Source organism: Rhodococcus sp. FW305-130 (assembly GCF_058788335.1).
On record NZ_JBYTAP010000016.1, the window covers coordinates 1 to 23,099 of the forward strand.

A 23,099-nucleotide genomic window follows, 5' to 3' on the forward strand; every position below is an offset into this window, starting at 1 on the left:
CCCCCCCCCCCCCCCCCCCCCCCCCCCCCCCCCCCCCCCCCCCCCCCCCCCCCCCCCCCCCCCCCCCCCCCCCCCACGGCCCTTGGGCTCTAGACATACATGGACATCCAACTATAGGATGGTAGACATATTCACTGCTGCCTCCTGGGCGGTCCATACGAGCAAGGAACGGGTTAGCACAATGGTTGAAAATGCGACGGTTCACGAGTTGACGCACTTCGTCGGTGGCAAGCGTGTTCCCGGGACATCTGATCGATTTGCGGACGTGTTCGATCCCAACACCGGCAAGGTGCAGGCCCGCGTCCCCCTCGCGAGCAAGGCCGAGACCGAAGCCATCATCGCCAATGCCGAAGAGGCGCAGCAGGTGTGGGCAGCATACAACCCGCAGAAGCGCGCCCGCGTGCTGATGAAGTTCCTGCAGCTCGCTCAGGCCGAGATGGATTCTCTGGCCCGCCTCCTCTCGTCCGAGCACGGCAAGACCGTCGCCGACGCCAAGGGTGACATCCAGCGTGGCCTCGAGGTCATCGAGTTCGCCGTCGGCGCTCCGCACCTGCTCAAGGGTGAATTCACCGAGAGTGCCGGCACCGGCATCGACGTGTACTCCATGCGTCAGCCGCTCGGCGTCGTCGCAGGCATCACGCCCTTCAACTTCCCCGCGATGATCCCGCTGTGGAAGGCCGGCCCCGCCCTCGCCGCCGGTAACGCCTTCATCCTCAAGCCCTCCGAGCGTGACCCCTCCGTCCCGCTGCGACTGGCCGAGCTGTTCCTCGAAGCCGGACTGCCTGCGGGTGTGTTCAACGTGGTCAACGGTGACAAGGAAGTTGTCGACGTCCTGCTCACCGACGATCGCATCAAGGCTGTCGGCTTCGTCGGCTCCACGCCGATCGCTCAGTACATCTACGAGACGGCCGCAGCTCACGGCAAGCGCGCACAGTGCTTCGGTGGCGCCAAGAACCACGCCATCGTCATGCCGGACGCCGACCTCGACGAGGTTGCCGACGCCCTGATCGGTGCAGGCTACGGCAGTGCCGGTGAGCGTTGCATGGCCATCTCGGTTGCCGTTCCCGTCGGCGAGGAGACCGCGGACGCTCTTGTCGCGAAGCTGAAGGAGCGCGTCGCGAAGCTCAAGATCGGTCGCAGTGACGACGAAGGCGTCGATTTCGGACCGCTCGTTTGCCAGGATGCCCTCGACCGCGTCAACAACTACGTGCAGATCGGCATCGACGAGGGCGCAACGGCAGTCGTCGACGGCCGCGGCTTCACCCTCGAAGGCCACGAAGGTGGATTCTTCGCCGGCGCAACCCTGTTCGACAACGTCACCTCGGACATGCGCATCTACAAGGAAGAGATCTTCGGACCTGTCCTTCAGGTGGTCCGCGCTGCCGATTACGAAGAGGCACTGCGTCTTCCGACCGAACATGAGTACGGCAACGGCGTCTCCATCTTCACCCGCGACGGCGACACCGCGCGTGACTTCACCGCTCGCGTCAACGTCGGCATGGTCGGCGTCAACGTGCCGATCCCGGTCCCGATCGCGTACCACACCTTCGGTGGCTGGAAGCGCTCCGGCTTCGGTGACCTGAACCAGCACGGTCCCGACTCCTTCCGCTTCTACACCAAGACCAAGACGGTGACGCAGCGTTGGCCTTCCGGCAAGAAGGAAGAGACCAATCACTTCGTCATCCCCACGATGAACTGATCGGACTACCTTCCATGTTTACTCTGACCGATGACGAGCGGGCGATTCGTGACACTGCCCGCGACTTCGCGGCCGAGCATCTGGCGCCCAACGCAGTGGAGTGGGATCAGACCAAGCATTTCCCGGTGGACGTCCTCCGTAAGGCGGCGTCCCTGGGAATGGGCGGTATCTACATTCGTGAAGACGTGGGCGGCAGTGAGCTGAGCCGCGTCGACGCTGCTCGGATCTTCGAAGAGCTCGCCAAGGGCGATCCGTCGATCGCCGCGTACATCTCCATCCACAACATGGTCACGTGGATGATCGACCAGTTCGGCAACGACGAACAGCGCCACAAGTGGGTACCCGGACTCTGCTCGATGGATCAGTTGGGCAGTTACTGCCTGACCGAACCCGGTGCAGGTTCCGACGCGGCCGGCTTGAGCACCAAGGCCGTTCGTGACGGCGACGACTACATCCTCAACGGCGTCAAGCAGTTCATCTCCGGCGCAGGCACTTCCGACGTGTACGTCGTGATGGCGCGCACCGGATCTGCCGGTGCCAAAGGGATCTCGGCGTTCATCGTGCCCAAGGATTCGCCCGGACTGTCGTTCGGTGCCAACGAGGTCAAGATGGGCTGGAACGCGCAGCCCACCCGTCAGGTGATCTTCGAAGACGTGCGAGTTCCTGCCGCCAACATGCTCGGTGAAGAGGGCAGCGGCTTCCGCATCGCCATGAAGGGTCTCAACGGCGGCCGGCTGAACATCGCCGCCTGCTCGGTCGGTGGGGCCCAGGCAGCGCTGGAGAAGGCAGTCGCATATCTGGTGGACCGCAAAGCTTTCGGTTCGGCACTGATCGAGTCGCAGGCCCTGCAGTTCCAGCTCGCCGACATGCGTACCGAACTCGAAGCGGCCAGGACGTTGCTGTGGCGCGCCGCCGCCGCACTCGAAGACGGAGCGTCCGACGTCGTGGAGTTGTGTGCGATGGCCAAGCGCTTTGCCACCGACACCGGGTTCGACGTAGCCAACAAGGCTCTCCAGCTTCACGGCGGGTACGGCTATCTTGCTGAGTACGGGATCGAGAAGATCGTCCGCGATCTTCGGGTTCATCAGATCCTCGAAGGCAGCAACGAGATCATGAGGGTGGTCATCGCGCGCAGCGTGGTCGCATCAGGTCAGGGAAAGCAAGGAGCAGCATGAGCGACGAGCTCGAGGTATTGATCGAAAAGCGTGACGGACTGGGGCTCATCACCCTCAACCGGCCCAAGGCGATCAACGCCCTCAACCACTCGATGGTCAAGGCGATGGCCAAGGCACTCGCGGAATGGAAGTCCGACGACGACGTCAAGGCGGTCGTACTCACGGGCGCCGGCGAGCGTGGTCTGTGCGCCGGCGGCGACATCGTCTCGATCTACCACGACGCCAAGGACGGCAAGACCGGTTCGCTCGATTTCTGGCGTGAGGAGTACATCCTCAATTCCGAGATCGCGAACTACCCGAAGCCGTACGTCGCAATCATGGACGGGATCGTCATGGGCGGCGGCGTCGGAGTGTCCGCACACGGCGACATTCGCGTCGTGACCGAGCGCTCGATGATCGGAATGCCCGAGACCGGAATCGGTTTCATCCCTGACGTGGGCGGAACTTACCTGCTCTCGCGTGCTCCCGGTGAACTCGGAACGCACATCGCGCTCACCACGGCGCGACTGAGCGCCGGCGATGCCATCGCAGCAGGCTTCGCGGATCACTTCATCCCGTCTGAGAACATCGAGACGTTCATCGCCGCACTCGCGTCGTCTTCGGTTGCCGACGCCGTGGCGCAGTACGCGGAGCCGGCTCCGGTGTCGGAACTGTTGGCCCAGCAGAGCTGGATCGACGCCGCGTACTCTGCCGACGACGTCTCCACCATCGTCGAGCGTCTTCGAGCGAGTGGAATCCCCGAGGCGGAGAAGGCGGCAGAGCAGATTCTCGGCAAGTCCCCGATCGCACTGTCGGTGACCCTGCGATCCCTGCGACACGCCAAAGAAGCGGCAGGCCTGGAGGAGGTCCTCAACGAGGAGTTCCGGGTCTCGACGGCTGCGCTCGCCTCACACGATCTGGTCGAGGGCATTCGCGCTCAGGTCGTCGAGAAGGACCGAAACCCGAAGTGGTCGCCGGCAACTCTCGACGAGGTCACGGCAGAATCCGTCGATGCCTACTTCGCCCCGCTGGGCGACAACGAGCTCGGACTCACCCCTCAACCGCAAGGCAACTGATCACCGCCGAAGGAGCATCACTAATGAGCACCATTGGATTTATCGGACTCGGTCACATGGGTGGCCCGATGGCGGCCAATCTCGTCAAGGCCGGACACAAGGTCGTCGGTTTCGATCTGGCACCCGCGGCGCTGGAGCAGGCAGTCAAAGACGGTGCAGCGGTAGCGGATTCGGCGGTCGACGCCGTTCGCGGTGCCGACGTCGTGATCACGATGCTGCCGAGCGGTAAGCATGTTCTGGGTCTGTACGAAGAGCTGCTGCCGGTGGCAACACCGGGCACGCTGTTCATCGACTGTTCCACCATCGACGTCGCAGACGCCCGCGAGGCACACGACAAGGCCGAAGCGGCCGGTCACCGCAGCGTCGACGCACCGGTCTCCGGTGGAGTCGTCGGGGCTACCGCAGGCACGCTGGCATTCATGGTCGGCGGTTCCGAAGCTGACTTCCAGGCCGCGTCACCGTTGCTGGACGTGATGGGCCGCAAGGTCGTTCACTGCGGCGACGCCGGTGTCGGCCAGGCTGCCAAGATCTGCAACAACATGATCCTCGGCATTTCGATGATCGCGATCAGCGAGGCATTCGTGCTGGGCGAGAAGCTCGGCCTGAGCAACCAGGCGCTCTTCGACGTGGCGTCCAACGCCTCGGGGCAGTGCTGGGCACTGACCACCAACTGCCCGGTACCGGGACCGGTGCCCACCAGCCCGGCCAACAACGACTACCAGCCCGGCTTTGCTGTCGCGCTGATGGACAAGGACCTCGGTCTGGCTGCAAATGCGCTGCGCAACAACGGCGTCGATGCGGAGATCGGGCTCAAGGCCGCGGAACTCTACAGTCGCTTCCACGCCGCGGGCGGTGGCGGTCAGGACTTCTCTGCCATCATCAACGACATCCGTGACCGTTCGACCGAAGGACAGTAGTGACCGACTTCAACACCATCATCCTCGAGCGTAAGGGTCGCGTCGGCGTCATCACGCTCAACCGCCCGAAGGCTCTCAACGCCCTGAACTCCGAGCTGATGAACGAGGTCGTCGCCGCGGTTGCCGACCTCGAAGCGGACAACGGCATCGGAGCCATCCTGATCACCGGTTCCGAGCGCGCCTTCGCCGCCGGCGCCGACATCAAGGAAATGCAGTCCAAGACGTACATGGACGCATACGTCGAAGATTTCTTCACCCCGTGGGACCGCGTCGCAGCCGCTCGTAAGCCGCTGATCGCCGCAGTCTCCGGGTACGCGCTCGGTGGTGGCTGCGAACTGGCGATGCTCTGCGATTTCATCATCGCTTCGGATACCGCGAAGTTCGGCCAGCCCGAGATCAAGCTCGGTGTCATTCCGGGTATCGGTGGCTCACAGCGCCTTACGCGCGCCGTGGGTAAGGCCAAGGCCATGGAGCTGTGCCTGACCGGCCGCAACATGGACGCAGAAGAGGCCGAGCGCGCAGGCCTGGTTGCCCGGATCGTTCCGGCCGCCGATCTGCTCGACGACGCATTGAAGACCGCAACCACCATCGCCGAGATGTCGCTGCCCATCGCGATGATGGCCAAGGAAGCGGTCAACCGTTCCTTCGAGACCACACTCGCCGAGGGCGTCCGCTTCGAGCGTCGGGTGTTCCATTCGACCTTCGCGACGGAGGATCAGAAGGAAGGCATGACCGCGTTCGTGGAGAAGCGGTCCGCCGAGTTCAAGCACCGCTGAAATTCGTTAGCGCTGAACTTTCGAACAGCTGAAACTGCCCTCACACTCGTCGAGAGTGTGAGGGCAGTTTCTTTGTGTGTACGGGTCGTCGGTTCACCACTTGGTGGGCGCGCCGCCGGTGTCGAAGTCGCCCGCAGTCTTGCGAAGTTCAGTGAGGATCGTCACCAATTGCTCGAGCTTGTCCTGCCGGAGTCCGGGGTGTGCGAACACTTTGCTGTTGAGCATTTCAGTGGCTTCGAGGGCCAGCGCGCGACCCGCGTCGGAGATCTCGATGAGCGTCGCACGTCGATCGCTGGGATGCGGGACCCGTCTGACCAGCTCCGCTTTCTCCAAACGGTCGACGGCATTGGTGACGCTGGTGGGGTGAACCTGGAGTCGGGCACTTGCCTTGGCCATCGGGAGGGCGCCCGACCTGGTGAAGGTGAGAAGCGTCAGCAGTTCGTAGCGGGCGAAGGTCAGCCCGAGAGGCTTGAGTACCTCTTCGACCCGCGCCATCATGATCTGTTGCGCACGCATCACCGACGTGACCGCAGCCATACCGTCGGCGACATCGCTCCAACCGTGCTTCGTCCACTGACGATGCGCCTCTTCGATGGGGTCGAGGGGGAGCGGCGCGGGGGGAGACATAAGTTCGATCATCCCATGCTGGCAAGCGGTCGGGTGCCTTGTCTGATTGTGTGTCGCAGCCGCTTACGTCTGTAGAGTCCCACGGGTGATTTCAATCCTCGTAGCGGGTGGCGTCTCGTTGTTCGTCGCGCTCTTCCTGACTCCGTTTCTCATTCGTGTGCTTTCGCGGCAGGGGCTCGGGCACGAGATTCGGATCGAGGGTCCGCAGAGTCATCAGGGCAAGCGTGGCACCCCGTCGATGGGCGGGATCGCGATCATCGCCGGCATGTGGGCGGGCTACCTGGCGGCACACATCATCGGATTCGGCTCGCGGCTACCGCGGCTGTCTGCATCCGGTTGGCTGGTTCTCGCGCTCGCCACGTCACTGGGAATCGTCGGCTTTCTCGACGACTTCATCAAGATCCGTAAGAAGCGCAATCTCGGGCTCAACAAGACAGCGAAGACCGTCGGTCAGCTCGCGAGCGCCATCATCTTCGGCATTCTCTTCCTGCAGTTCTCCAACAACAACGGAGTCACCCCCGGAAGCCAGTACCTGTCCCATGTGCGAGATATCTCGGTGTTCTCCATGGGTGCCATCGGCTTTGTGGTCTTCTTCTGCATTCTGGTGTTCGCCTGGTCCAACGCCGTCAATTTCACCGACGGTCTCGATGGTCTCGCGGCCGGTTCGATGGGCATGATCTTGGGGACCTACGTCGTCATCGCCGGTTGGCAGTACCGGAACTCGTGTGTCCTCGAGCCTGCCGCCGGTTGCTACGACGTTCGTGACCCCCTGGATCTCGCTATCGTCGCTGCCGCGGCAGGCGGGGCGTGCCTCGGCTTCCTCTGGTGGAATGCCGCCCCGGCTCAGATCTTCATGGGTGACACCGGCTCCTTGGCGCTGGGCGGCCTGGTGGTCGGCCTGTCCGTCACGACGCACACCGAGCTGCTGATGGTCATCATCGGCGCCCTGTTCGTGGCTGAGATCCTGTCGGTGATCATCCAGGTTCTGGTCTTCCGATCGTCCGGCCGACGCGTATTCAAGATGGCCCCGATCCATCATCACTTCGAGTTACTCGGCTGGCCGGAAACCGTCGTGATCGCAAGATTCTGGATCTTCGTCGCGATCTCGTGCGTCCTGGGACTTGCCACCTTCTACAGCGAGTGGTTCTCCGCTGCCGGTTAGACCGATTCACTCTTTCGGGTCGTATCACTCTTTCGGGTCGTAGCCAGAAGAGCGACCAGACCGAGCGACACACACGCCGTCATCGTGACGGCCAGGGCTGTGCTCGTGTTTCCCAGCAGGCCGACGGCCGGCGCGATGGCCGCACCGACGCCGAACTGGAATGCACCGAGCATTGCCGCGGCAGTACCGGCCGCTTCGCCGTGACGAGCGAGCGCCAGTGCCGGGGCGTTGGGAAGAACGAACCCGATGGCACCGGCCATGACCCACAGTGCGATCACGAATCCGGCGAGCCCGCCCAGTTCCAGGACCGCGACGGCAATGACGACGGCCCCGGAGACAACTGCAGCCACGAGGGCCCACTTGGTGATCTGCTGAGGAGTCCAGCGATCGAGCAGTCGGACGTTGACCTGCGAAGCACCGATCAACGCAATCGCGCCCGCACTGAAGAGCAGTGCGAACTCCTGCTGATTGAGGCCGTACTGATCTTGATAGACAAACGACGCGCCTGAGACATACGCGAACAACGACGCCATACCGACGCTGGAGACGAGCGTCAGGACCATGAACGTGCGGTCGCCGAGCAGCGAACCGTAGGTGCGGAGAACCGACTTCAATCCGCTCGGGCGACGCTTTTCCTTCGGCAGTGTTTCGGACAGTCCGAAAGCACCGATCATCGCCGTGCCGACGCCGATCAGTGCCAGGACGACGAAGATCCCGCGCCAGTCGAGGGCGACGAGGAGGGCGCCACCGATGCTGGGCGCCAGGATCGGCGCAACGCCGAGCACGAGCATCAGCCGGCTCATCACGACGGCAACGGTGTTACCGCTGTAGAGGTCGCGGACGATCGCCATGGTGACCACTGCCGCGGCCGCCGCGCCCATGCCCTGGAAAACCCGCAGGATGCCGAGGACCGCGATGCTCGGTGCGAAGACCGCCAGCAGCGAAGCCAGGATGTGCACACCGATCCCGGCGAGCAGCGGCTTCTTGCGGCCGAGAGTGTCCGAGAGCGGCCCGACCAACAGCTGTCCGAGTGCGAGGCCGATGAGAGTTCCGGTGATCGTCAGCTGAACCGTTGACGACGAGACCCCGAGATCGGCGCCGATATCCGGCAGCGCGGGCAGGTACATGTCGATGGTGAAGGGCCCGAGCGCAGTCATGGAACCGAGGGCAAGAATCTTCCCGACGCTGGGCTTACGGTCGACACTGCTCATTTCCAGCGGGGCTGCCTCTATGGGCGGGGCTGCCTTCACGGGCGGGGCAACGGCGGTGTTCTCGGCACTCATGAAACCTTCTGGGTTGTCTGGGTCTGGCGAACTGCTCGGTCGTTCGGGCGAAATTCGTATGATCTGCGCCCGCCGAGGGAGTCAGCATCGAGACTGACCGATTTGTTCCCGAAGGGCTCGCAGTTTTCCCAGAGACTGGAACGGCGGGTGGGATCGCACTCGAATCATGCTGAGCGGAACTGTGGTTCGACGCCGTGACTCAGGGCAGAGTTACTCACTGACGCGGGTGTGGCTGAGTGGCTAGGCACCGGCCTGCAAAGCCGTTCACACGGGTTCGAGTCCCGTCATCCGCTCGTGTCGGAGACCGGCAGGCATACCGCCTGCCGGTCTTCCTTGTGAGGTCCCGGTTCACGGGGTCGGCTGCGATAGTCTGGGCTGCCGGAGCGAGCGGACCATATGAGTGAGGCACTGAATTGATTTCGGGACAGGACCTGCGATCACGGCGCTTGGACGTGGGGATCAGTCAGTTCCAGTTCGCCCGTCAAGCGGGAGTCTCGTCAGCCGTCGTCTCCGCGTGGGAACTCGACAAGGCGTATCCGAAGCCACCGGCGGAACGAGCAGTTCTCACGGCCCTCTCCGCGCTGGAAGCGGCCAAGCGTGAGGGTACGTACGCGGCACCCCGGAAGCGATCGAGCGGCAGTACCCGTGCGCGTCGAGTGACACCGGTCAACGACCCCGCCTCGGTGGCCAGGCGTGCCGTCGCGGGGGCAGGAAGCGGCGGCCCCACCGTATTGACAGCGTTCTCGGGTTGTGGCGGTATGGCCGAAGGCTTTCGGATGGCGGGGTTTTCGGTGGAGGGATACATCGAAGTCGTGCCGGAGGCGCGTGCGACCTTCGATCGGAACTTCCCCGGCGCGAGGTGCCTCGGCGAGGACCTTCGGGCGATCGACGAAGCCCGGGTGAAAGATCTTCTGGCACAAGTGGACATCGATGTGTTGGCTGGGGGACCGCCGTGTCAGGGGTTCAGCCTCGCCGGCCGGCGAGACCGCGACGATCCGCGCAACCATCTCTTCCGGAACCTGCTGCAGCTCGCCGAATTGGTGAAGCCGAAGGTCTTGGTGATGGAAAACGTGCGACTGCTGCTCAGCATGAAGGACCCGGACGGTGGGATGGTCGTCGACCGGATTCTCGGCGAGATGGCTGCATGCGGTTACGACGCGTCGGTCAACACGGTCAATGCGCAGGATTACGGCGTCCCGCAGTTCCGGGAACGAGTGTTCATCGTGGCGACCCGCCGCGACAGTAGTATCGGGCCGCTGCGTTTTCCGCCGAAGACTCACGGCGTGAATGGTGTTGCGCCGCTGAGGACTTTTCGCGATGCCACCGTCGACCTGGCCCCGCTGGAATCCGGGCAGGCTTGCGAGACGGACCCGCTGCACTGGGCCGTCGAGCATCCCGAGCACGTCTTGCGGTGGCTGCGTGATGTACCAGAAGGAATGTCGGCGCACGACAACGAAGATCCGGCCATGCGACCGTCGTCCGGGTACAACACGACGTACAAGCGCCTCCGGTGGGACGAGCCGGCGTCCACGGTCGGAACCACTTTCGGGATGATCTCGGCTTCACGCAACGTGCATCCGAAACACACGCGATCGTTGACCGTTCGAGAAGCTGCTCGCCTCCAGACCTTTCCCGACGACTACGTCTTCGAGGGTAAGTGGGGAGCGGTGCGCACGATGATCGGCAATGCGGTGCCGCCGCAGCTGGCGTCGGTACTGGCAGGAGAGATCAAGAAGGCACTCGGCTGAGATAGAGCACCTACGGAAAATGGGGCCGACAATGTCGGCCCCATTTCGAGTTACGCCCTGGCAGGGGTGTGGTGCAAGCGAATCAGCTGAGGTTGAGCTTGGCGATCAACGGCTGGACGACCTTGATGATGTCGATGACGGCGCTGAGGGTGTTGATGGAACCCATGTTTCGGTCCTCCGTGTCGTATGTACAGGTTTGTATGTACAAGGTTGTGTCTGCGTGGTGTTTCTGTACGACCTTGTGTCGCAGACACAAGTTAGCAAACTGGACGCTTGTTTTGGTCGAAATGACCACTTTGCGCTGAAGTTGCTGAAAAGTTCACGGATTGTTCAGGAGCGGAAACAAAAAACAGGCCGGACTCCCCGAAGTCCGGCCTGTCGATGACGCTTTGCGATCAGCTGAATGCCGAAAGTGCGCTGATGAGGCCGATGCCCGCAACTGCGACCTTGAGGACACTCAAGACGTCTTCGAGCTTGACACCCTCGGGCAATACGTTTTCGACAGACTCCATGTTGGATCCTTCATGTGTTGGGGTCGTGGTCCAGCGCCACTGCAAGCAAGATACCCAATCGTGACCACCTGTGAAACCCCGGCGCGAAGATCACAGTTTTGTTGCGCCGGACTCACTGGCCGTCGCAGCCATGGTGGCCGCCACTATTTGTTCCACGCTGATGCCCGCCGCCGGTAGGCAGTGGTAGAAAATTCGTTCGCAGAGGTCGACCATCTCGCCTCGTTCGAGGGTCGGCTCGTCGATCCAGTTGACGACTATTTCCTCCATGAATGCCTGCCACCCGGCGATGGTCGCCTCGACGGTCGCATTCGATTCGATGCCCAGATTTGTGAGCGCGGCGACGATCCATGTGGTGAACGTTCGGCGCATCCCGCGATAGATCGTGCGCATCCGGACGTCGCCACTGCCGGCCATCCGCATCACGGCGAGGTAAATGGTGGGGTGCTCGATAACGGCATCGACGAAAGTTTCGATACCTGAACGCAGCTGGGACGTGATCGGTAGTTCGGGATCCGGTCGCATTCGATCTTCGAGATCGGCCGAGGCAGCCTCGAGGATGGCGTTCTGGAAACCCTTCTTGTTCTTGAAGTAGTGAAACAGCAGTGGCGGCGAGACACCGGCCTCGGCTGCGACGCGATCCATCGACAGTTGGTCGAAAGGCTCGGTCCGCAACATATGTACTGCTACCTCGAGGATTTGCCTCTGACGGTCTTCGGGGGAGCGGGGGACTGCGGCCATTCCGACATCTTATGTATTGGTTCGGAAGGTTCATTGACTTTTACTCAACGCTGTCTATAACGTGAGGTAACACATACGTGAGGCGAGGAGTCCGACAGTGTCTGCTTTCGACATCGTGGTCAACGACGGGTTGTGGTTCGACGGGACGGGGGCTCCTGGTCTGCGTCGAAATCTCGGAATTCGAGACGGCGTGGTCGCGGAGGTGTCCACGACGCGCCTGGAGATCGGGCCGGACACCGAGGTGATCGACGCGGCCGGCAAGTGGGTTCTCCCGGGCTTTGTCGACGTCCACACGCACTACGACGCCGAAGCCTTGGTCAGTCCAGGCCTTCCGGAATCGGTTCGCCACGGCGTCACTACGGTCGTGCTCGGCAATTGCTCGCTGTCGACGGTGTATTCGACCCCGCGTGAAATCGCTGACCTGTTCAGCCGGGTCGAAGCAGTTCCCCACGACGCGGTGCTGCGCATCCTCGAAGCGAACAAGACCTGGACCGGTCCCGCGGCCTACACCGCCGCACTCGAAGCCCTTCCCCTCGGACCCAATGTCGCGGCATTCATCGGCCACTCCGACATCCGCACGCACGTACTCGGATTGGGGCGCGGCACCGACAAGAAGGTCAAGCCGACCCGCTCGGAACTCGGCCGGATGGGCTCGATGCTCGAGGACGCCATCGATGCGGGGATGCTAGGCCTGTCGTCGATGACCAATGCCCTCGACAAGATCGACGGCGACGAATACCGTTCTCGCTCTTTGCCGTCGACGTATGCACGGTGGAAAGAGTTCCGATTCCTCAACCGCATCCTTCGCGATCGCGGAAAGATCTTGCAGAGCGCTCCGACCATCAACCTGCATCCGAACGTCGCGGCGTTCTTCGCCGAAAGCTCCGCCATCGGACGCAAGAAGCCGCTCAAGACGTCGCTGCTCTCCGGTGCGGATTCGAAGGCCTACCCGGTGATCGTGTACTTCATGCTCGCTGCGGCCCCACTGCTCAATCGCTTCGCGAAGACCGATTTCAAGTGGCAGCACCTTCCGGTTCCCTTCACCGTCTACGCGGATGGAATCGACCTCGTCGTGTTCGAGGAGTTCGGTGCCGGCGCCGCCGCTTTGCATCTCAAGGACCAGGTGGAGCGCAACGAACTGCTCCAGGACGAGTCGTACCGTCGCGCATTCCGTAAGGACTACGACAACAAGTTCTCACCCCGCATCTGGCATCGCAATTTCTACGATGCGGTCATCGTGGGATGCCCGGACGAGACGTTGATCGGCAAGAACTTCGGTCAGGTCGGTGACATCCGCGGAGTGCACCCGGTGGACGCGTACCTCGACCTGGTGGTGAAGTACGGGCGAGATCTTCGCTGGCGCACCACCATTGCCAATCACCGGCCCAAGTTCGCGAAGAAACTTGCAGCGAGTTCCGGTGTGCAGATGGGCTTCGGCGATGCCGGCGCACATCTGCGCAACATGGCGTTCTACAACTACCCGGTGCGACTCCTCAAGCGCGTCAAGGACGCTCAGAGTGACCGCAAGCCGTTCCTCACCATCGAGCGCGCAATCCACCGCCTGACCGGTGAACTGGCGGACTGGTACGGCATCGACGCCGGACATCTACGCCAGGGCGACCGCGCGGACTTCGTTGTCATCGATCCAGCCGGGCTCGACGAGTCGGTCGACGGCTTGTTCGAGGCAACCGTTCCCGAGTACGGCGGGATCAGTCGAATGGTCAACCGCAGCGACGATGCGGCCGTCGCGACAGTGATCAACGGCCGACTCGTCTACCGCGAAGGTGAATTCGCCCCGGGATTCGGCATCGAAAAGACAGGCCAGTTCCTGCGCGCAGGTGAAAAGGCTCCGATTACACGGGCCGCGAAGACTAGCGTGGCGCTATGACTACGCTGGCGGATCGCCTCACCTCGTACTCCCGGTCCGGGCTGACTTTCGAAGTACGCGACGACGGACCGGCAGACGGTCCGGTCGTGGTCCTCCTGCACGGATTTCCGCAGGATTCCCGCTCATGGGATCACCTCGCGCCGTTACTGCACGCCCGCGGCTTCCGCACCGTGGCGCCGGACCAGCGAGGATACTCACCCGGTGCCCGGCCGAAAGCGCGCTGGGCCTACCGCGGGTCCGAACTCGCCGCCGACACTGTCGCGCTGATCGACGCACTCGGTGTGGGGAAGGTGCACCTGGTCGGCCACGACTGGGGTGCCGCGGTCGCATGGCAGGTGGCTGCCGAACGGCCGGATTTGCTCGATACCGTTACCACGGTGTCGGTTCCGCACCCGCTGGCCTTCATCAAGGCGATGGTGACCAGCACTCAGGGACTGAAATCGTGGTACATGGGGGCGTTCCAATTGCCCTTCGTTCCTGAGAAGATTCTGGCCTCGACTTCGCTGGGCGAGAAGTTCCTGGTTTCGAGTGGGCAGACGCCGGAGAATGCGCGGCGCGATCTGAACGCCATGCTCGCTCCCGGCAGACTGCGCGGCGGTCTGAACTGGTATCGCGCGATGTGGATGACCAAGCCGAACCCGGCAGCTGCCCGGGTCACCGTGCCGACCCTGCACGTCTGGAGTGACGGCGACGCCGCCATCGGGCCCAAGGGTTCTGCCCTCACTCCCGCGTTTGTCGACGGTCCGTATCGGTTCGAAGTTCTCCGGGGTGTGAGCCACTGGATTCCCGACGAGGCGCCGACGGAGTTGGACCGGTTGCTCGGCGAGCATTTCAGCAGCTGACCGAGTTGCGTACTGAAGCCCCCGCCGTCCGGCGGGGGCTTCAGTCGTCAGCAAGGGCGTCAGCAAGGTCGTCGACCAACGGTGGTCAGCGAGTTCCGAATCGCTCCTCCACCTGTTCCTTCGTCAGGCCGAACTCCTCGAGCGTGTACTTGTGCGACGGTTTGCGAGCACCCGAGCGGCTTTCCTCGTGCATGGCCTCCATCGACTGCTGGGCGGTAGATGTCAACGGGATGTCGAAGTGCGTGTAGACGTTCTCGACGGTTCCCAGTGGATCGGTGACGAAGTCCTGATAGTCGACGTCGATGAACTGCGCGGGATTGTGGTGTGCGCGTGCACTGTCGAACTGCTCGAGCCCCCTGGCCCACAATTCGAGCTGACTTTCGCCGATCACCTTGTCGGTGAACGTGTTCGACCAACCCTCTGTCGCCTGGGCGGCCAGGCTGCATACCGACGGAATGATCGTCGTAGGGGAGCGGTGAGTCTGGATGACGAGAGCGTCGGGGTACGCCTCCATCAATTCGTCGAGCGCAAACAGGTGGCTCGGGTTCTTGAGGACCCACCGTCGATCCTGATCGGGCAGACCGATCAGCTGCAGGTTCTTCTTGTGTCGTGCATAGGCGTTCGACCACTCCTGGTCCTTCAGCCATGCGGAGTACGTGGGTAGATTTGCCAGGCACTCGTACGACACGGACTTGAACGTCTGACGTAAGAGTTGCCAACATTCTTCGACTTCGCTGGCCGACATGTAGTGCACGCCCATGAATTCGGGATGCTCGACGTGGTGTTGACCGAATGTCTCCTCGATCTTGGCGAAGACCGGGTTCGATTCCCACGTATCGCGAGGCGGGCGAGGCTGAGGGAACTCGGTCAGCCACATCTCGAGGCCCTGGTGAGCCGGGTCGACCGTGAGGAGGCGGTGCAAGGCAGTGGTGCCCGTGCGTGGCAATCCGGTGACGAAGATCGGCCGCTCGATCTCGACGTCGGCGTGGTCCGGATGCTCCTTCCACGCCGATTCGCTGAGGAGACGGGCCACCAGGGCGCCGCGAAGGAATACCCGAGAGATCTTGCTGCCGAAGGGCGTCAGATCCTCGTCGCGGTCGTAAGACTCGAGGAGGACCGACAGAGCCTCGGTGTAATCGTCGACGCCGAAGTCCGTCAGGCCGGTCATCCGCGTCGCCGAGGCATGGAGATCCTCGACGGTGCCGACGTGAGTGCGTTCAGTCATGGTGCTCCTAGTGATGGAATTCGCCGCAGTTGACGTCGATGCATTGGCCGGTGATCGCGCTGGCCATCGGGGACGCCAGGAAGATCGCCGCATCGGATACTTCATCCGTCGTCGGCAGGCGCTTGAGGTCGGTGTTCGACGCAGTGTGCTCGTAGATCTGCTCGACAGTCATGCCGAACTTCTCCGCCTGGTGCGCGAAGTATCCCTTGAGGGTGTCGCCCCAGATATAGCCGGGTGCAATCGAATTGACACGAATTCCCTGCGGGCCGAGTTCGGTGGCCAGGGACTGCGACATGGCGAGCAGGGCCGACTTCGCCATCTTGTAGCTGCCGTAACGCTCTTGCGAATGCCGCAACACCATCGAATTGATGTTCACCACGGAGCCGTCCGACTCGGCAAGTGCCGGCGTGAACAGCTGAGTCAGGCGCAACGCCCCGAGAACGGTCAGTTCGATGCTGTCGCGGATGTGCTGGTAATCGGTGCGAGCCAACGGTTTCATCGACGGAATCGAGAATGCATTGTTGATCAGAGTGTCGACTTTGCCGTAGGCGGCAATGGACTCGGCCACCAGATTCTCGGCGGAAGCCTGGTCGGTGATGTCGGTGGCAACGGTGACGGCGCGCCCACCGGCATCGACTATTTCTTTCGCAACGTCGTCGAGTCGCGATTGCGTACGTGCTGCGAGAACAAGACTCGCGCCGGCCGACGCACATCGAAGGGCCAGAGCGCGGCCGAGTGCCGGGCCGACTCCGGAGATGACTACTACACGGTCTTCGAGCAAGGCGGTCATGATTACCCCAGCATTCGGTTGTCGATGGCGGCCTGGCGCTGGGCAATGCGCGCTGCCCAGTCCTCGGCGGTGATGGTGTTGGTGTCGAAATGCGGCAGGTGCTTCGCAATATCTGCGACGGCGACAATTTCGACGGCGGGACCGTCCTGCGGCGTCAGCTCGCGGGACACGCGCTGCCAACGGAACTGCAGAATGCCGCGCGGATGTCCGACGGTTTCGATCCAGTTGGTGACACCGGGGTTCTTCTCGCTGACCACCATTCGGACCATCCCGTCCGGATCGACCTGTGCCTGGCCGTTGTTGAGGGAGGTCTGATGATTGACGTAGTCCAGTGAGATGTACCAGAGGCTCCCGAGTTGGAAGCCGAGATACGGTGCGTCGGAGGCGGGAACGGTGATGATCATCGCCTGCTCGTCGGTGAGTTCGTAATGTCCCACCGACGAGTACTGCGTTGCCAGCCCGCCCGGTGTCAGGCGTGGTTCGGTCATGGTGTTGACCGTGAGCTTGAGGTAGAACCACTCCGGGAACTGGAGCCACGTCTTGACCCGCGTGACCAGTGCCTTCCCAGCCCGGGCGTAACGCTTCTCGGTCTCTTCGGCGGTGAGAGGTGGCGGCGCGATCCCGATCGAATCGGTGCGCTCGATGCGGATCACGCCGCGCTGCTGACTCCAGTCGCTGTAGACCTCGCGAACGACCAGCTGCGAGGATCCAGGGGCCAGGGTGTAGTAGTTGGCTCGGCCGTCGGCGGGGCCAGGGCCGAACCAAGCGACGAAGTTGCCGTCGTCGTCTATCTCCAGCTCGCGGTCGTCGAAGGCGATTTCGCTTCCGGGAACGTTGGAGTTGGTGTAGTTCCCACTCAACACCTGGAAGCTGAGATCGGCTGTGGTGCCGCGCTTTCCGGTGACCTTGTATTCCTTGTCGTCGTTGATACGGGCGCCGAAGTAGAGGGTGTCCGGGTTGTCGAGACCCATCTTGGTGAATGGTCCGGTGCCCTGGATGAAACTCGGATGGGTCTTTTCGCTGGCCCAGGCGGCATGCGTCGTCGCGATGATTCCGCCGGCCAGATATTGGTATCCCTCCAGTAGATCCTGTTCGGATCTGATGTGCGGCGCAGTCTCGATCAATTTCTCGGCTTCGGCGATCGCCTCGGCAAACGGGTCCGTCAGCACGCTGGCTCCTCACAGTTCCGACTATGTCGCCGGTCCAGAGCGTCGTGGTACAAATATGTACCTATTTGGTAGATGTTGGGTATTTCGACAATAGAACGCGTTCTAGGGAGTGGTCAATGGGTGGACCGGAGAAGACGCCTGAAGAGGGACGCCCGCGGGGGAGGCAATCGCCTCCCACCGAACGGGTGGTTCAGGTGCTCGACTACCTCGTCGGCCGCCCTGATCAGCGGTTCGGGCTGTCGGAACTGGCCCGCGCGCTCGAGATCAGCAAGCCCACCTGCCTGGGAATCCTCACGGCGCTGGCTGATCGTGGATACCTGACTCGGGACGAGGTGTCGAAGACCTATGGGCTCGGTCCGGCCTTGATCGCGGCCGGACGTGCAGCTCAGCGAGGATTTGCCGTCGGACCCATTGCCCGCACCCATCTGGAGAAAGTGAGCACGGAGTTCGGAACGACGTGCACGGCGTCCGGTGTGATCGGTGATCAGATCAGCGTTCTCGAAGTGACCGGACCGATCGGAGCGCGTCGCGCTGCCAAGGTCGGTCAGGTGTACCCGTTCGCTCCACCGGTCGGACTGATGTACGTCCTCTGGGGTTCGGATCACGACATGGACAGTTGGCTGGGCAAAGAGCCGAGCCTGCCGGTGCGCTTGGATCGCGAGCGTCTGTGGAACGTGGTCCGCGAGTGTCGCGCTGCGGGGTATCTGGTCGAGAGTCTGGATCCAGTCGGGCAGCGACTGCACACGTTGATGGCGGGCGTTGCGACGCACGATCTTCCGCCGGAGGTGCGTGAACTGCTCGGGGAGATGGTGTCGAGCCTGGGCGAGAGGGTGTACCTCGGGCGCGACATCAGCTCTGACGACGAGCATCCCGTCAGTCTCATCGCGGCCCCGACCTACGACGCCGAAGGGCATCAGGCCCTTGTGCTGACACTTTATGTGGGCGGGGCGATTACGGGCGCCGAGATCGAGCGAAGGGCTGTGGCGCTGGTTGCGGCGGCGGATGCGGTGACGGCGGAAGTTGGTGGCCGGAGTCCGGTTCGCGGTTTGTGACGTCTGATTGCCGGTCATTGACCTTTGGGTAGAACGAGTTCTATTCTGTGATTGCGTTCAATTTAGAACCAGTCCGGTACATAAATGTACCGATGCGGAAATGGTGTTCCGCACGGAGTACGTGATGCTCAGGAGCGAAAGACATGGCAACACTCCAGACCCCGCCCGCCTACGAGTTGTCGCATTTGCGGGCACTCGAAGCGGAGGCGGTCCATATTTTCCGCGAAGTCGCAGCGACTTTCGAAAAGCCGGTCCTCCTGTTCTCCGGAGGTAAGGATTCCGTCGTGATGCTGCACGTAGCGGCCAAGGCATTCTGGCCTGCTCCATTGCCGTTCGCCGTGATGCACGTCGACACCGGTCACAATTTCGACGAGGTGATCGAGTTCCGCGACCGCACGGTCGATCGCTTCAACCTGCGTCTTGTCGTCTCCAGTGTGCAAGACGACATCGACGCCGGACGCGTCATCGAGGACACCGGAGTCGGTTCGAGTCGCAATCGCCTGCAGACGCACGCGTTGCTGCGCGGAATTCGCGACAACAAGTTCGACGCCGTGTTCGGTGGTGCTCGCCGAGACGAGGAGAAGGCGCGCGCCAAAGAGAGGGTGTTCAGCTTCCGGGACGAGTTCGGGCAGTGGGATCCCAAGGTACAGCGACCTGAACTGTGGAACCTGTACAACGGCAAACACCGTAAGGGTGAACACATTCGGATCTTCCCGCTCTCCAACTGGACAGAGCTCGACATCTGGCAGTACATCGAGAAGGAACGGATCGACCTTCCCGGCATCTACTACGCCCATCGTCGCGAAGTCGTTCCGCGCGACGGAATGTTGTTGGCACGCACCCGCTTCCTCGAGCTTCGCGCCGGCGAGGAGTCCTACGAGGCGTTGGTGCGCTTCCGTACGGTCGGCGACGCAACGTGTACCGGATGCGTCGAATCGTCGGCCGAAACACCGGCCGCTGTCGTGGAAGAAGTTGCGGCGAGCCGTATCACGGAGCGTGGCGCAACCAGAGCTGATGACCGGATTTCCGAAGCTGGCATGGAAGATCGTAAGAAAGAGGGGTACTTCTGATGCCGCAACTGCTGAGAGTCGCTACAGCGGGGAGTGTCGACGACGGGAAATCAACACTCATCGGCCGGTTGCTCTACGACTCCAAGTCGATCTTCGAGGACCAACTCGAGGCCGTGGAGCGGAGCAGTCGAGAACGCGGCGACGAGTACGCCAACCTCGCGCTACTGACCGACGGATTGCGCGCCGAGCGTGAACAGGGCATCACGATCGACGTCGCCCACCGGTATTTCGCGACCCCACACCGGAAGTTCATCATCGCGGACACACCCGGGCACGAGCAGTACACCCGCAACATGGTGACCGGCGCTTCGACGGCCGACCTTGCCCTGATCCTGGTGGACGCACGCAAAGGTGTGCTCGAACAGACGCGACGGCACGCTTTCTTGTCGACTCTCCTGGGGATACCCCACCTCGTGCTGTGTGTGAACAAAATGGACCTCGTGGGCTGGTCTCAGGAACGGTTCGAGGAGATCAAGGAAGAATTCCGGCAATTCGCGATCAAACTGGACGTCCACGATCTGACGTTCATTCCGGTGTCGGCGCTGTTGGGGGACAACATCGTTGCCCGGACCGAGAACATGTCCTGGTACGACGGGCCTTCTCTGCTGCACCATCTCGAGCAGGTACACATCGCTTCGGATCGCAACTTGATCGACGCGCGTTTCCCGGTGCAGTACGTGATCCGTCCGCAGAAGCAAACGGATGCCGACCTCCACGATTTCCGGGGATACGCCGGAACGGTTGCCAGTGGCGTCTTCAAACCCGGCGACGAAATCGTGGCTTTGCCTTCAGGATTCACCTCGACGGTGAAGGCAGTCCACGGGCCGGGCGGTGACGTGATCGACGAGGCGTTTGCGCCCTCGGCCGTCTGCATCGAGCTGGCCGACGATCTCGACGTCAGCCGAGGGGACCAATTGTGTCGGCTCAACAACCGGCCGCAGGTCGGGCAGGAAATCGATGCGATGGTCTGTTGGTTGACTGAACAGACCACCCTGTCGGAGAACAACCGCTACTCGTTGCTGCACACCACGCGCTCCACGAAAGCGCAGATCGTCAAGCTCGACTATCGCCTGGACGTCAATTCTCTGCACCGCGACGAGAAGGCAGAATCTCTGTCCCTCAATGAGATCGGTCGCATCTCGATCAAAACGCAGCAGCCGTTGATGTTCGATCCCTACCGCCGCAACCGCGTGACAGGCAGCTTCATCCTCGTGGACGAGACCACGGGCAATACCGTCGCGGCCGGAATGATCAACGGTCCGACACTCAAGGAATCGCGCGTCGTCTGGCACAGTGCGGAGGTTTCTCGCGAGGAACGTGCGACCGCCGGCGCCACCGTCTGGCTCACCGGTCTCTCGGCCTCTGGCAAGTCGACGATCGCGGTCGAACTCGAACGCCGCTTGGTGGCCGCGGGTATCCCGGCGTACCGCCTCGACGGCGACAACCTCCGGCACGGATTGAACGCGGATCTGGGATTCAGTGCCGAGGACCGAGCTGAGAACGTCCGCCGAGTCGGCTCGGTGGCGCAGTTGTTCGCTGATTCAGGTGCAGTGGCAGTGGCCTGCCTGATCAGCCCGTACCGCGAAGATCGTGATCGAGTGCGGGCGGCTCACGAGGCCGCCGGGCTGAAGTTCGTCGAGGTTTACGTCGACACCCCGATCGAGCAATGTGAAGCCCGAGACCCCAAGGGTATGTACGCCAAGGCCAGGGCCGGGGAAATCAAGGGTTTCACCGGAGTCGACGATCCGTACGAGGCTCCAGCCAGTGCCGAGCTGGTGATCAGACCCGAAGACGGAACGCCTACCGAACTTGCGCTGCGAATTATGGAAGTGTTGGACCGGTGAGCGAATCCACACACAGCAGAATCGCCGACGAGGCACTCGCGGCGGAATTGGCGCAGGCCGCTGGTGCGATCCTCCTGGGGATCCGAGCCGAGGGCCTGGGTGTCGACGACGGTCGTGAGCTGGGTCGCCGGGGCGACAAGGCCGCCGATTCCTACATCCTCGACCGGTTGGCCGCCGAGCGGCCGGAGGATTCCGTGCTCTCGGAGGAGTCTGCCGATGATCGCAATCGTCTGGACGCATCCCGGGTTTGGATCATCGATCCGCTGGACGGCTCCAAGGAATACGGCTTGCCGGATCACGCGGATTGGGCAGTGCACGTGGCGCTTTGGGAGCGCGGTAGCGGAATTACCGCAGCCGCGGTTGCTCAGCCGGCGCTCGGAGCGGTGTACTCCAGTGGCGACGAGGCCGATTCGGTTCCCGCGAATTCGCCGCTCCGCGTAGTAGTCAGCGGATCGCGACCGCCCGCATTCACCGAAGCGGTGGCCGCCGAACTCGGCGCCGACGTGGTGCACATGGGATCGGCCGGCGCCAAGGCGATGGCGGTGGTGCGAGGCGAGGTCGACGCCTACCTGCACGCCGGTGGGCAGTGGGAATGGGATTCGGCTGCACCCGTCGGCGTCGCACAGGCGGCCGGGCTGCATTGCAGCCGCATCGACGGTTCACCGCTGCTCTACAACGAATCTCATCCCTACCTTCCGGATCTCGTGATCTGCCGACCGGAGTTGGCTGAGTCGATCCTGGGTGCAATTGCCAAGCACTCCACGGAGTCTGCGGTCAGTGGGCGCGTCGCCATGGCGCGTGAATACGTGAACGCATTGCTCACTCACGACGCAACGAAGGTCCGATTCGCCGCTGACGCCTGGCGAGTCGAGAACGGTCAGCGAACCGGTGACACCGGCGCTTTCATCAGCAACGAGCTCGAACAGGGGCAGCAATATCGCGGAATCGTGGCGATACGTGAACTCGCGCTGCGTGAGTGGGGCGAGAGCGTCGTCGCGCGGTATCTGCTCGACCTCGGAACACCTGGCCAGGCACCGGCCGTCACAGTTTTCGTCACCGAGTACTTCGGGATACCGGCAGGTGAGATCGAAAGCATCCTGGCAATCATCGAACCCTACGAAAACGATTCGAAAGAGGCTGGAACACAATGACATCGGACAAGCTGATCACCGATTTCTGCGCGCTGTGGGCGGCCGCCGATGTTGCAAAGATCGTCGACTACTTCACCGATGACGTCGTTTATCACAACATTCCGATGGAGCCCGTGGTCGGTCGCGAGGCCGTCCGGGCGTTCATCGAGCAGTTTGTCGGTGCCTTCGGCAACATCGACTTTCAGATCAAGCGTCAGGTCGCGGACGGCAACACCGTCATGAACGAGCGCGTCGACGTCTTCACCATCAACGGCGCCGAGGTAGCGCTCCCGGTCATGGGGGTATTCGAAGTCGAGGACGGAAAGATCAAAGCCTGGCGCGACTATTTCGACATGGCACCGATCAACGCGGCAGCCGGCCAGGCCTGATCGGGGCG

At 62.6% G+C, this 23,099-nt stretch carries 21 protein-coding genes and 1 tRNA gene; 15 read left to right on the top strand and 7 right to left on the bottom strand.

What is annotated here, in order from left to right; genetic code table 11:
- Positions 1–181: 181 nt before the first annotated feature.
- Genes AC3WQS_RS30730 through AC3WQS_RS30750 form a run of 5 tightly spaced genes read left to right on the top strand, consistent with a single transcriptional unit; the run spans position 182 to position 5,622 of the window.
- The gene (locus tag AC3WQS_RS30730; protein WP_019749207.1) at positions 182–1,699 is read left to right on the top strand and encodes a CoA-acylating methylmalonate-semialdehyde dehydrogenase; all 1,518 of its coding nucleotides are present in this window, start codon (positions 182–184) and stop codon (positions 1,697–1,699) included.
- 14 nt (positions 1,700–1,713) lie between these two features.
- A complete protein-coding gene (locus tag AC3WQS_RS30735; RefSeq protein ID WP_007726145.1) occupies positions 1,714–2,874 on the top strand; it encodes an isobutyryl-CoA dehydrogenase in 1,161 nt (386 codons plus the stop codon).
- On the top strand, positions 2,871–3,929 hold the full coding sequence (locus tag AC3WQS_RS30740) for an enoyl-CoA hydratase/isomerase family protein (protein WP_397510559.1): 1,059 nt from the start codon (positions 2,871–2,873) through the stop codon (positions 3,927–3,929). Before AC3WQS_RS30735 ends, AC3WQS_RS30740 begins: the two co-directional genes overlap by 4 nt.
- A gap of 23 nt (positions 3,930–3,952) precedes the next feature.
- Positions 3,953–4,846: a 3-hydroxyisobutyrate dehydrogenase gene (gene mmsB / locus AC3WQS_RS30745; protein WP_182262379.1), complete on the top strand. Its 894-nt coding sequence runs from the start codon at positions 3,953–3,955 to the stop codon at positions 4,844–4,846.
- Positions 4,846–5,622, top strand: a complete 777-nt coding sequence (locus AC3WQS_RS30750; protein ID WP_003941374.1) for an enoyl-CoA hydratase — start codon at positions 4,846–4,848, stop codon at positions 5,620–5,622. The genes mmsB and AC3WQS_RS30750 overlap by 1 nt, the downstream gene beginning before the upstream one ends.
- Positions 5,623–5,715: 93 nt before the next feature.
- Here AC3WQS_RS30750 and AC3WQS_RS30755 read toward each other — a convergent pair whose 3' ends face one another.
- The gene (locus AC3WQS_RS30755; protein ID WP_492712860.1) at positions 5,716–6,249 is read right to left on the bottom strand and encodes a MarR family winged helix-turn-helix transcriptional regulator; all 534 of its coding nucleotides are present in this window, start codon (positions 6,247–6,249) and stop codon (positions 5,716–5,718) included.
- Between the two features lie 85 nt (positions 6,250–6,334).
- Here AC3WQS_RS30755 and mraY point away from each other — a divergent pair, with 85 nt between their 5' ends.
- Positions 6,335–7,411: a phospho-N-acetylmuramoyl-pentapeptide-transferase gene (gene mraY, locus AC3WQS_RS30760; RefSeq protein ID WP_003941316.1), complete on the top strand. Its 1,077-nt coding sequence runs from the start codon at positions 6,335–6,337 to the stop codon at positions 7,409–7,411.
- Here the strand turns inward: mraY and AC3WQS_RS30765 are convergent.
- Positions 7,408–8,694 (bottom strand): multidrug effflux MFS transporter, encoded by a 1,287-nt coding sequence (locus AC3WQS_RS30765; protein ID WP_378669909.1) that lies wholly within the window; start codon positions 8,692–8,694, stop codon positions 7,408–7,410. The genes mraY and AC3WQS_RS30765 overlap by 4 nt on opposite strands.
- Positions 8,695–8,916: 222 nt before the next feature.
- Here AC3WQS_RS30765 and AC3WQS_RS30770 point away from each other — a divergent pair.
- Positions 8,917–8,987: transfer RNA gene (locus AC3WQS_RS30770), tRNA-Cys, on the top strand.
- A gap of 159 nt (positions 8,988–9,146) precedes the next feature.
- Positions 9,147–10,442, top strand: a complete 1,296-nt coding sequence (locus AC3WQS_RS30775) for a DNA cytosine methyltransferase (RefSeq protein ID WP_060939008.1) — start codon at positions 9,147–9,149, stop codon at positions 10,440–10,442.
- Positions 10,443–10,524: 82 nt separating this feature from the next.
- On the opposite strand, the gene AC3WQS_RS30780 is transcribed toward AC3WQS_RS30775, so the two are convergent.
- Together AC3WQS_RS30780 and AC3WQS_RS30785 are read right to left on the bottom strand one after the other, a co-directional pair.
- On the bottom strand, positions 10,525–10,650 hold the full coding sequence (locus AC3WQS_RS30780; RefSeq protein ID WP_255246884.1) for a hypothetical protein: 126 nt from the start codon (positions 10,648–10,650) through the stop codon (positions 10,525–10,527).
- 394 nt (positions 10,651–11,044) lie between these two features.
- Positions 11,045–11,692: a TetR/AcrR family transcriptional regulator gene (locus AC3WQS_RS30785; RefSeq protein WP_019749202.1), complete on the bottom strand. Its 648-nt coding sequence runs from the start codon at positions 11,690–11,692 to the stop codon at positions 11,045–11,047.
- A gap of 97 nt (positions 11,693–11,789) precedes the next feature.
- Here AC3WQS_RS30785 and AC3WQS_RS30790 point away from each other — a divergent pair, with 97 nt between their 5' ends.
- Both AC3WQS_RS30790 and AC3WQS_RS30795 read left to right on the top strand, forming a co-directional pair.
- The gene (locus tag AC3WQS_RS30790; protein ID WP_020970060.1) at positions 11,790–13,580 is read left to right on the top strand and encodes an N-acyl-D-amino-acid deacylase family protein; all 1,791 of its coding nucleotides are present in this window, start codon (positions 11,790–11,792) and stop codon (positions 13,578–13,580) included.
- A complete protein-coding gene (locus tag AC3WQS_RS30795) occupies positions 13,577–14,422 on the top strand; it encodes an alpha/beta fold hydrolase (protein ID WP_492712861.1) in 846 nt (281 codons plus the stop codon). The genes AC3WQS_RS30790 and AC3WQS_RS30795 overlap by 4 nt, the downstream gene beginning before the upstream one ends.
- An 85-nt stretch (positions 14,423–14,507) precedes the next feature.
- Here AC3WQS_RS30795 and AC3WQS_RS30800 read toward each other — a convergent pair whose 3' ends face one another.
- From AC3WQS_RS30800 to AC3WQS_RS30810, 3 genes are read right to left on the bottom strand one after another with little or no spacing between them, the layout of a single operon-like run.
- Positions 14,508–15,647, bottom strand: a complete 1,140-nt coding sequence (locus AC3WQS_RS30800; RefSeq protein ID WP_492712862.1) for a sulfotransferase family protein — start codon at positions 15,645–15,647, stop codon at positions 14,508–14,510.
- 7 nt (positions 15,648–15,654) lie between these two features.
- Positions 15,655–16,437 carry an SDR family oxidoreductase gene (locus AC3WQS_RS30805; protein ID WP_007726165.1) on the bottom strand — a complete coding sequence of 261 codons (783 nt, stop codon included), beginning with the start codon at positions 16,435–16,437 and terminating at the stop codon, positions 15,655–15,657.
- Positions 16,438–16,439: 2 nt separating this feature from the next.
- Positions 16,440–17,606 (bottom strand): hypothetical protein, encoded by a 1,167-nt coding sequence (locus tag AC3WQS_RS30810; protein ID WP_021344867.1) that lies wholly within the window; start codon positions 17,604–17,606, stop codon positions 16,440–16,442.
- A 116-nt stretch (positions 17,607–17,722) separates the two neighbouring features.
- On the opposite strand from AC3WQS_RS30810, the gene AC3WQS_RS30815 reads away from it, so the two are divergent.
- The 5 genes from AC3WQS_RS30815 (at position 17,723) to AC3WQS_RS30835 (ending at position 23,091) form a co-directional block, all read left to right on the top strand.
- A complete protein-coding gene (locus AC3WQS_RS30815; RefSeq protein ID WP_256065374.1) occupies positions 17,723–18,658 on the top strand; it encodes a helix-turn-helix domain-containing protein in 936 nt (311 codons plus the stop codon).
- Between the two features lie 143 nt (positions 18,659–18,801).
- Entirely contained in the window at positions 18,802–19,728 is a 927-nt protein-coding gene (gene cysD, locus AC3WQS_RS30820) for a sulfate adenylyltransferase subunit CysD (RefSeq protein WP_019749195.1), read from the top strand.
- The gene (cysC, locus tag AC3WQS_RS30825) at positions 19,728–21,572 is read left to right on the top strand and encodes an adenylyl-sulfate kinase (protein ID WP_019749194.1); all 1,845 of its coding nucleotides are present in this window, start codon (positions 19,728–19,730) and stop codon (positions 21,570–21,572) included. Before cysD ends, cysC begins: the two co-directional genes overlap by 1 nt.
- Positions 21,569–22,723, top strand: a complete 1,155-nt coding sequence (locus AC3WQS_RS30830) for a 3'(2'),5'-bisphosphate nucleotidase CysQ (RefSeq protein ID WP_019749193.1) — start codon at positions 21,569–21,571, stop codon at positions 22,721–22,723. Before cysC ends, AC3WQS_RS30830 begins: the two co-directional genes overlap by 4 nt.
- Positions 22,720–23,091 (top strand): nuclear transport factor 2 family protein, encoded by a 372-nt coding sequence (locus tag AC3WQS_RS30835; protein WP_042952314.1) that lies wholly within the window; start codon positions 22,720–22,722, stop codon positions 23,089–23,091. The genes AC3WQS_RS30830 and AC3WQS_RS30835 overlap by 4 nt, the downstream gene beginning before the upstream one ends.
- The last annotated feature ends 8 nt before the right edge of the window (positions 23,092–23,099 follow it).

Bases quoted from the DNA above. Each gene is read 5' to 3' on its own strand.
- AC3WQS_RS30730 (WP_019749207.1), top strand. From the start codon at position 182: ATGGTTGAAAATGCGACGGTTCACGAGTTGACGCACTTCGTCGGTGGC.
- AC3WQS_RS30735 (WP_007726145.1), top strand. From the start codon at position 1,714: ATGTTTACTCTGACCGATGACGAGCGGGCGATTCGTGACACTGCCCGC.
- AC3WQS_RS30740 (WP_397510559.1), top strand. From the start codon at position 2,871: ATGAGCGACGAGCTCGAGGTATTGATCGAAAAGCGTGACGGACTGGGG.
- mmsB (WP_182262379.1), top strand. From the start codon at position 3,953: ATGAGCACCATTGGATTTATCGGACTCGGTCACATGGGTGGCCCGATG.
- AC3WQS_RS30755 (WP_492712860.1), bottom strand. From the start codon at position 6,249: ATGTCTCCCCCCGCGCCGCTCCCCCTCGACCCCATCGAAGAGGCGCAT.
- AC3WQS_RS30765 (WP_378669909.1), bottom strand. From the start codon at position 8,694: ATGAGTGCCGAGAACACCGCCGTTGCCCCGCCCGTGAAGGCAGCCCCG.
- AC3WQS_RS30785 (WP_019749202.1), bottom strand. From the start codon at position 11,692: ATGGCCGCAGTCCCCCGCTCCCCCGAAGACCGTCAGAGGCAAATCCTC.
- AC3WQS_RS30795 (WP_492712861.1), top strand. From the start codon at position 13,577: ATGACTACGCTGGCGGATCGCCTCACCTCGTACTCCCGGTCCGGGCTG.
- AC3WQS_RS30800 (WP_492712862.1), bottom strand. From the start codon at position 15,647: ATGACTGAACGCACTCACGTCGGCACCGTCGAGGATCTCCATGCCTCG.
- AC3WQS_RS30805 (WP_007726165.1), bottom strand. From the start codon at position 16,437: ATGACCGCCTTGCTCGAAGACCGTGTAGTAGTCATCTCCGGAGTCGGC.
- AC3WQS_RS30815 (WP_256065374.1), top strand. From the start codon at position 17,723: ATGGGTGGACCGGAGAAGACGCCTGAAGAGGGACGCCCGCGGGGGAGG.
- cysD (WP_019749195.1), top strand. From the start codon at position 18,802: ATGGCAACACTCCAGACCCCGCCCGCCTACGAGTTGTCGCATTTGCGG.
- cysC (WP_019749194.1), top strand. From the start codon at position 19,728: ATGCCGCAACTGCTGAGAGTCGCTACAGCGGGGAGTGTCGACGACGGG.
- AC3WQS_RS30835 (WP_042952314.1), top strand. From the start codon at position 22,720: ATGACATCGGACAAGCTGATCACCGATTTCTGCGCGCTGTGGGCGGCC.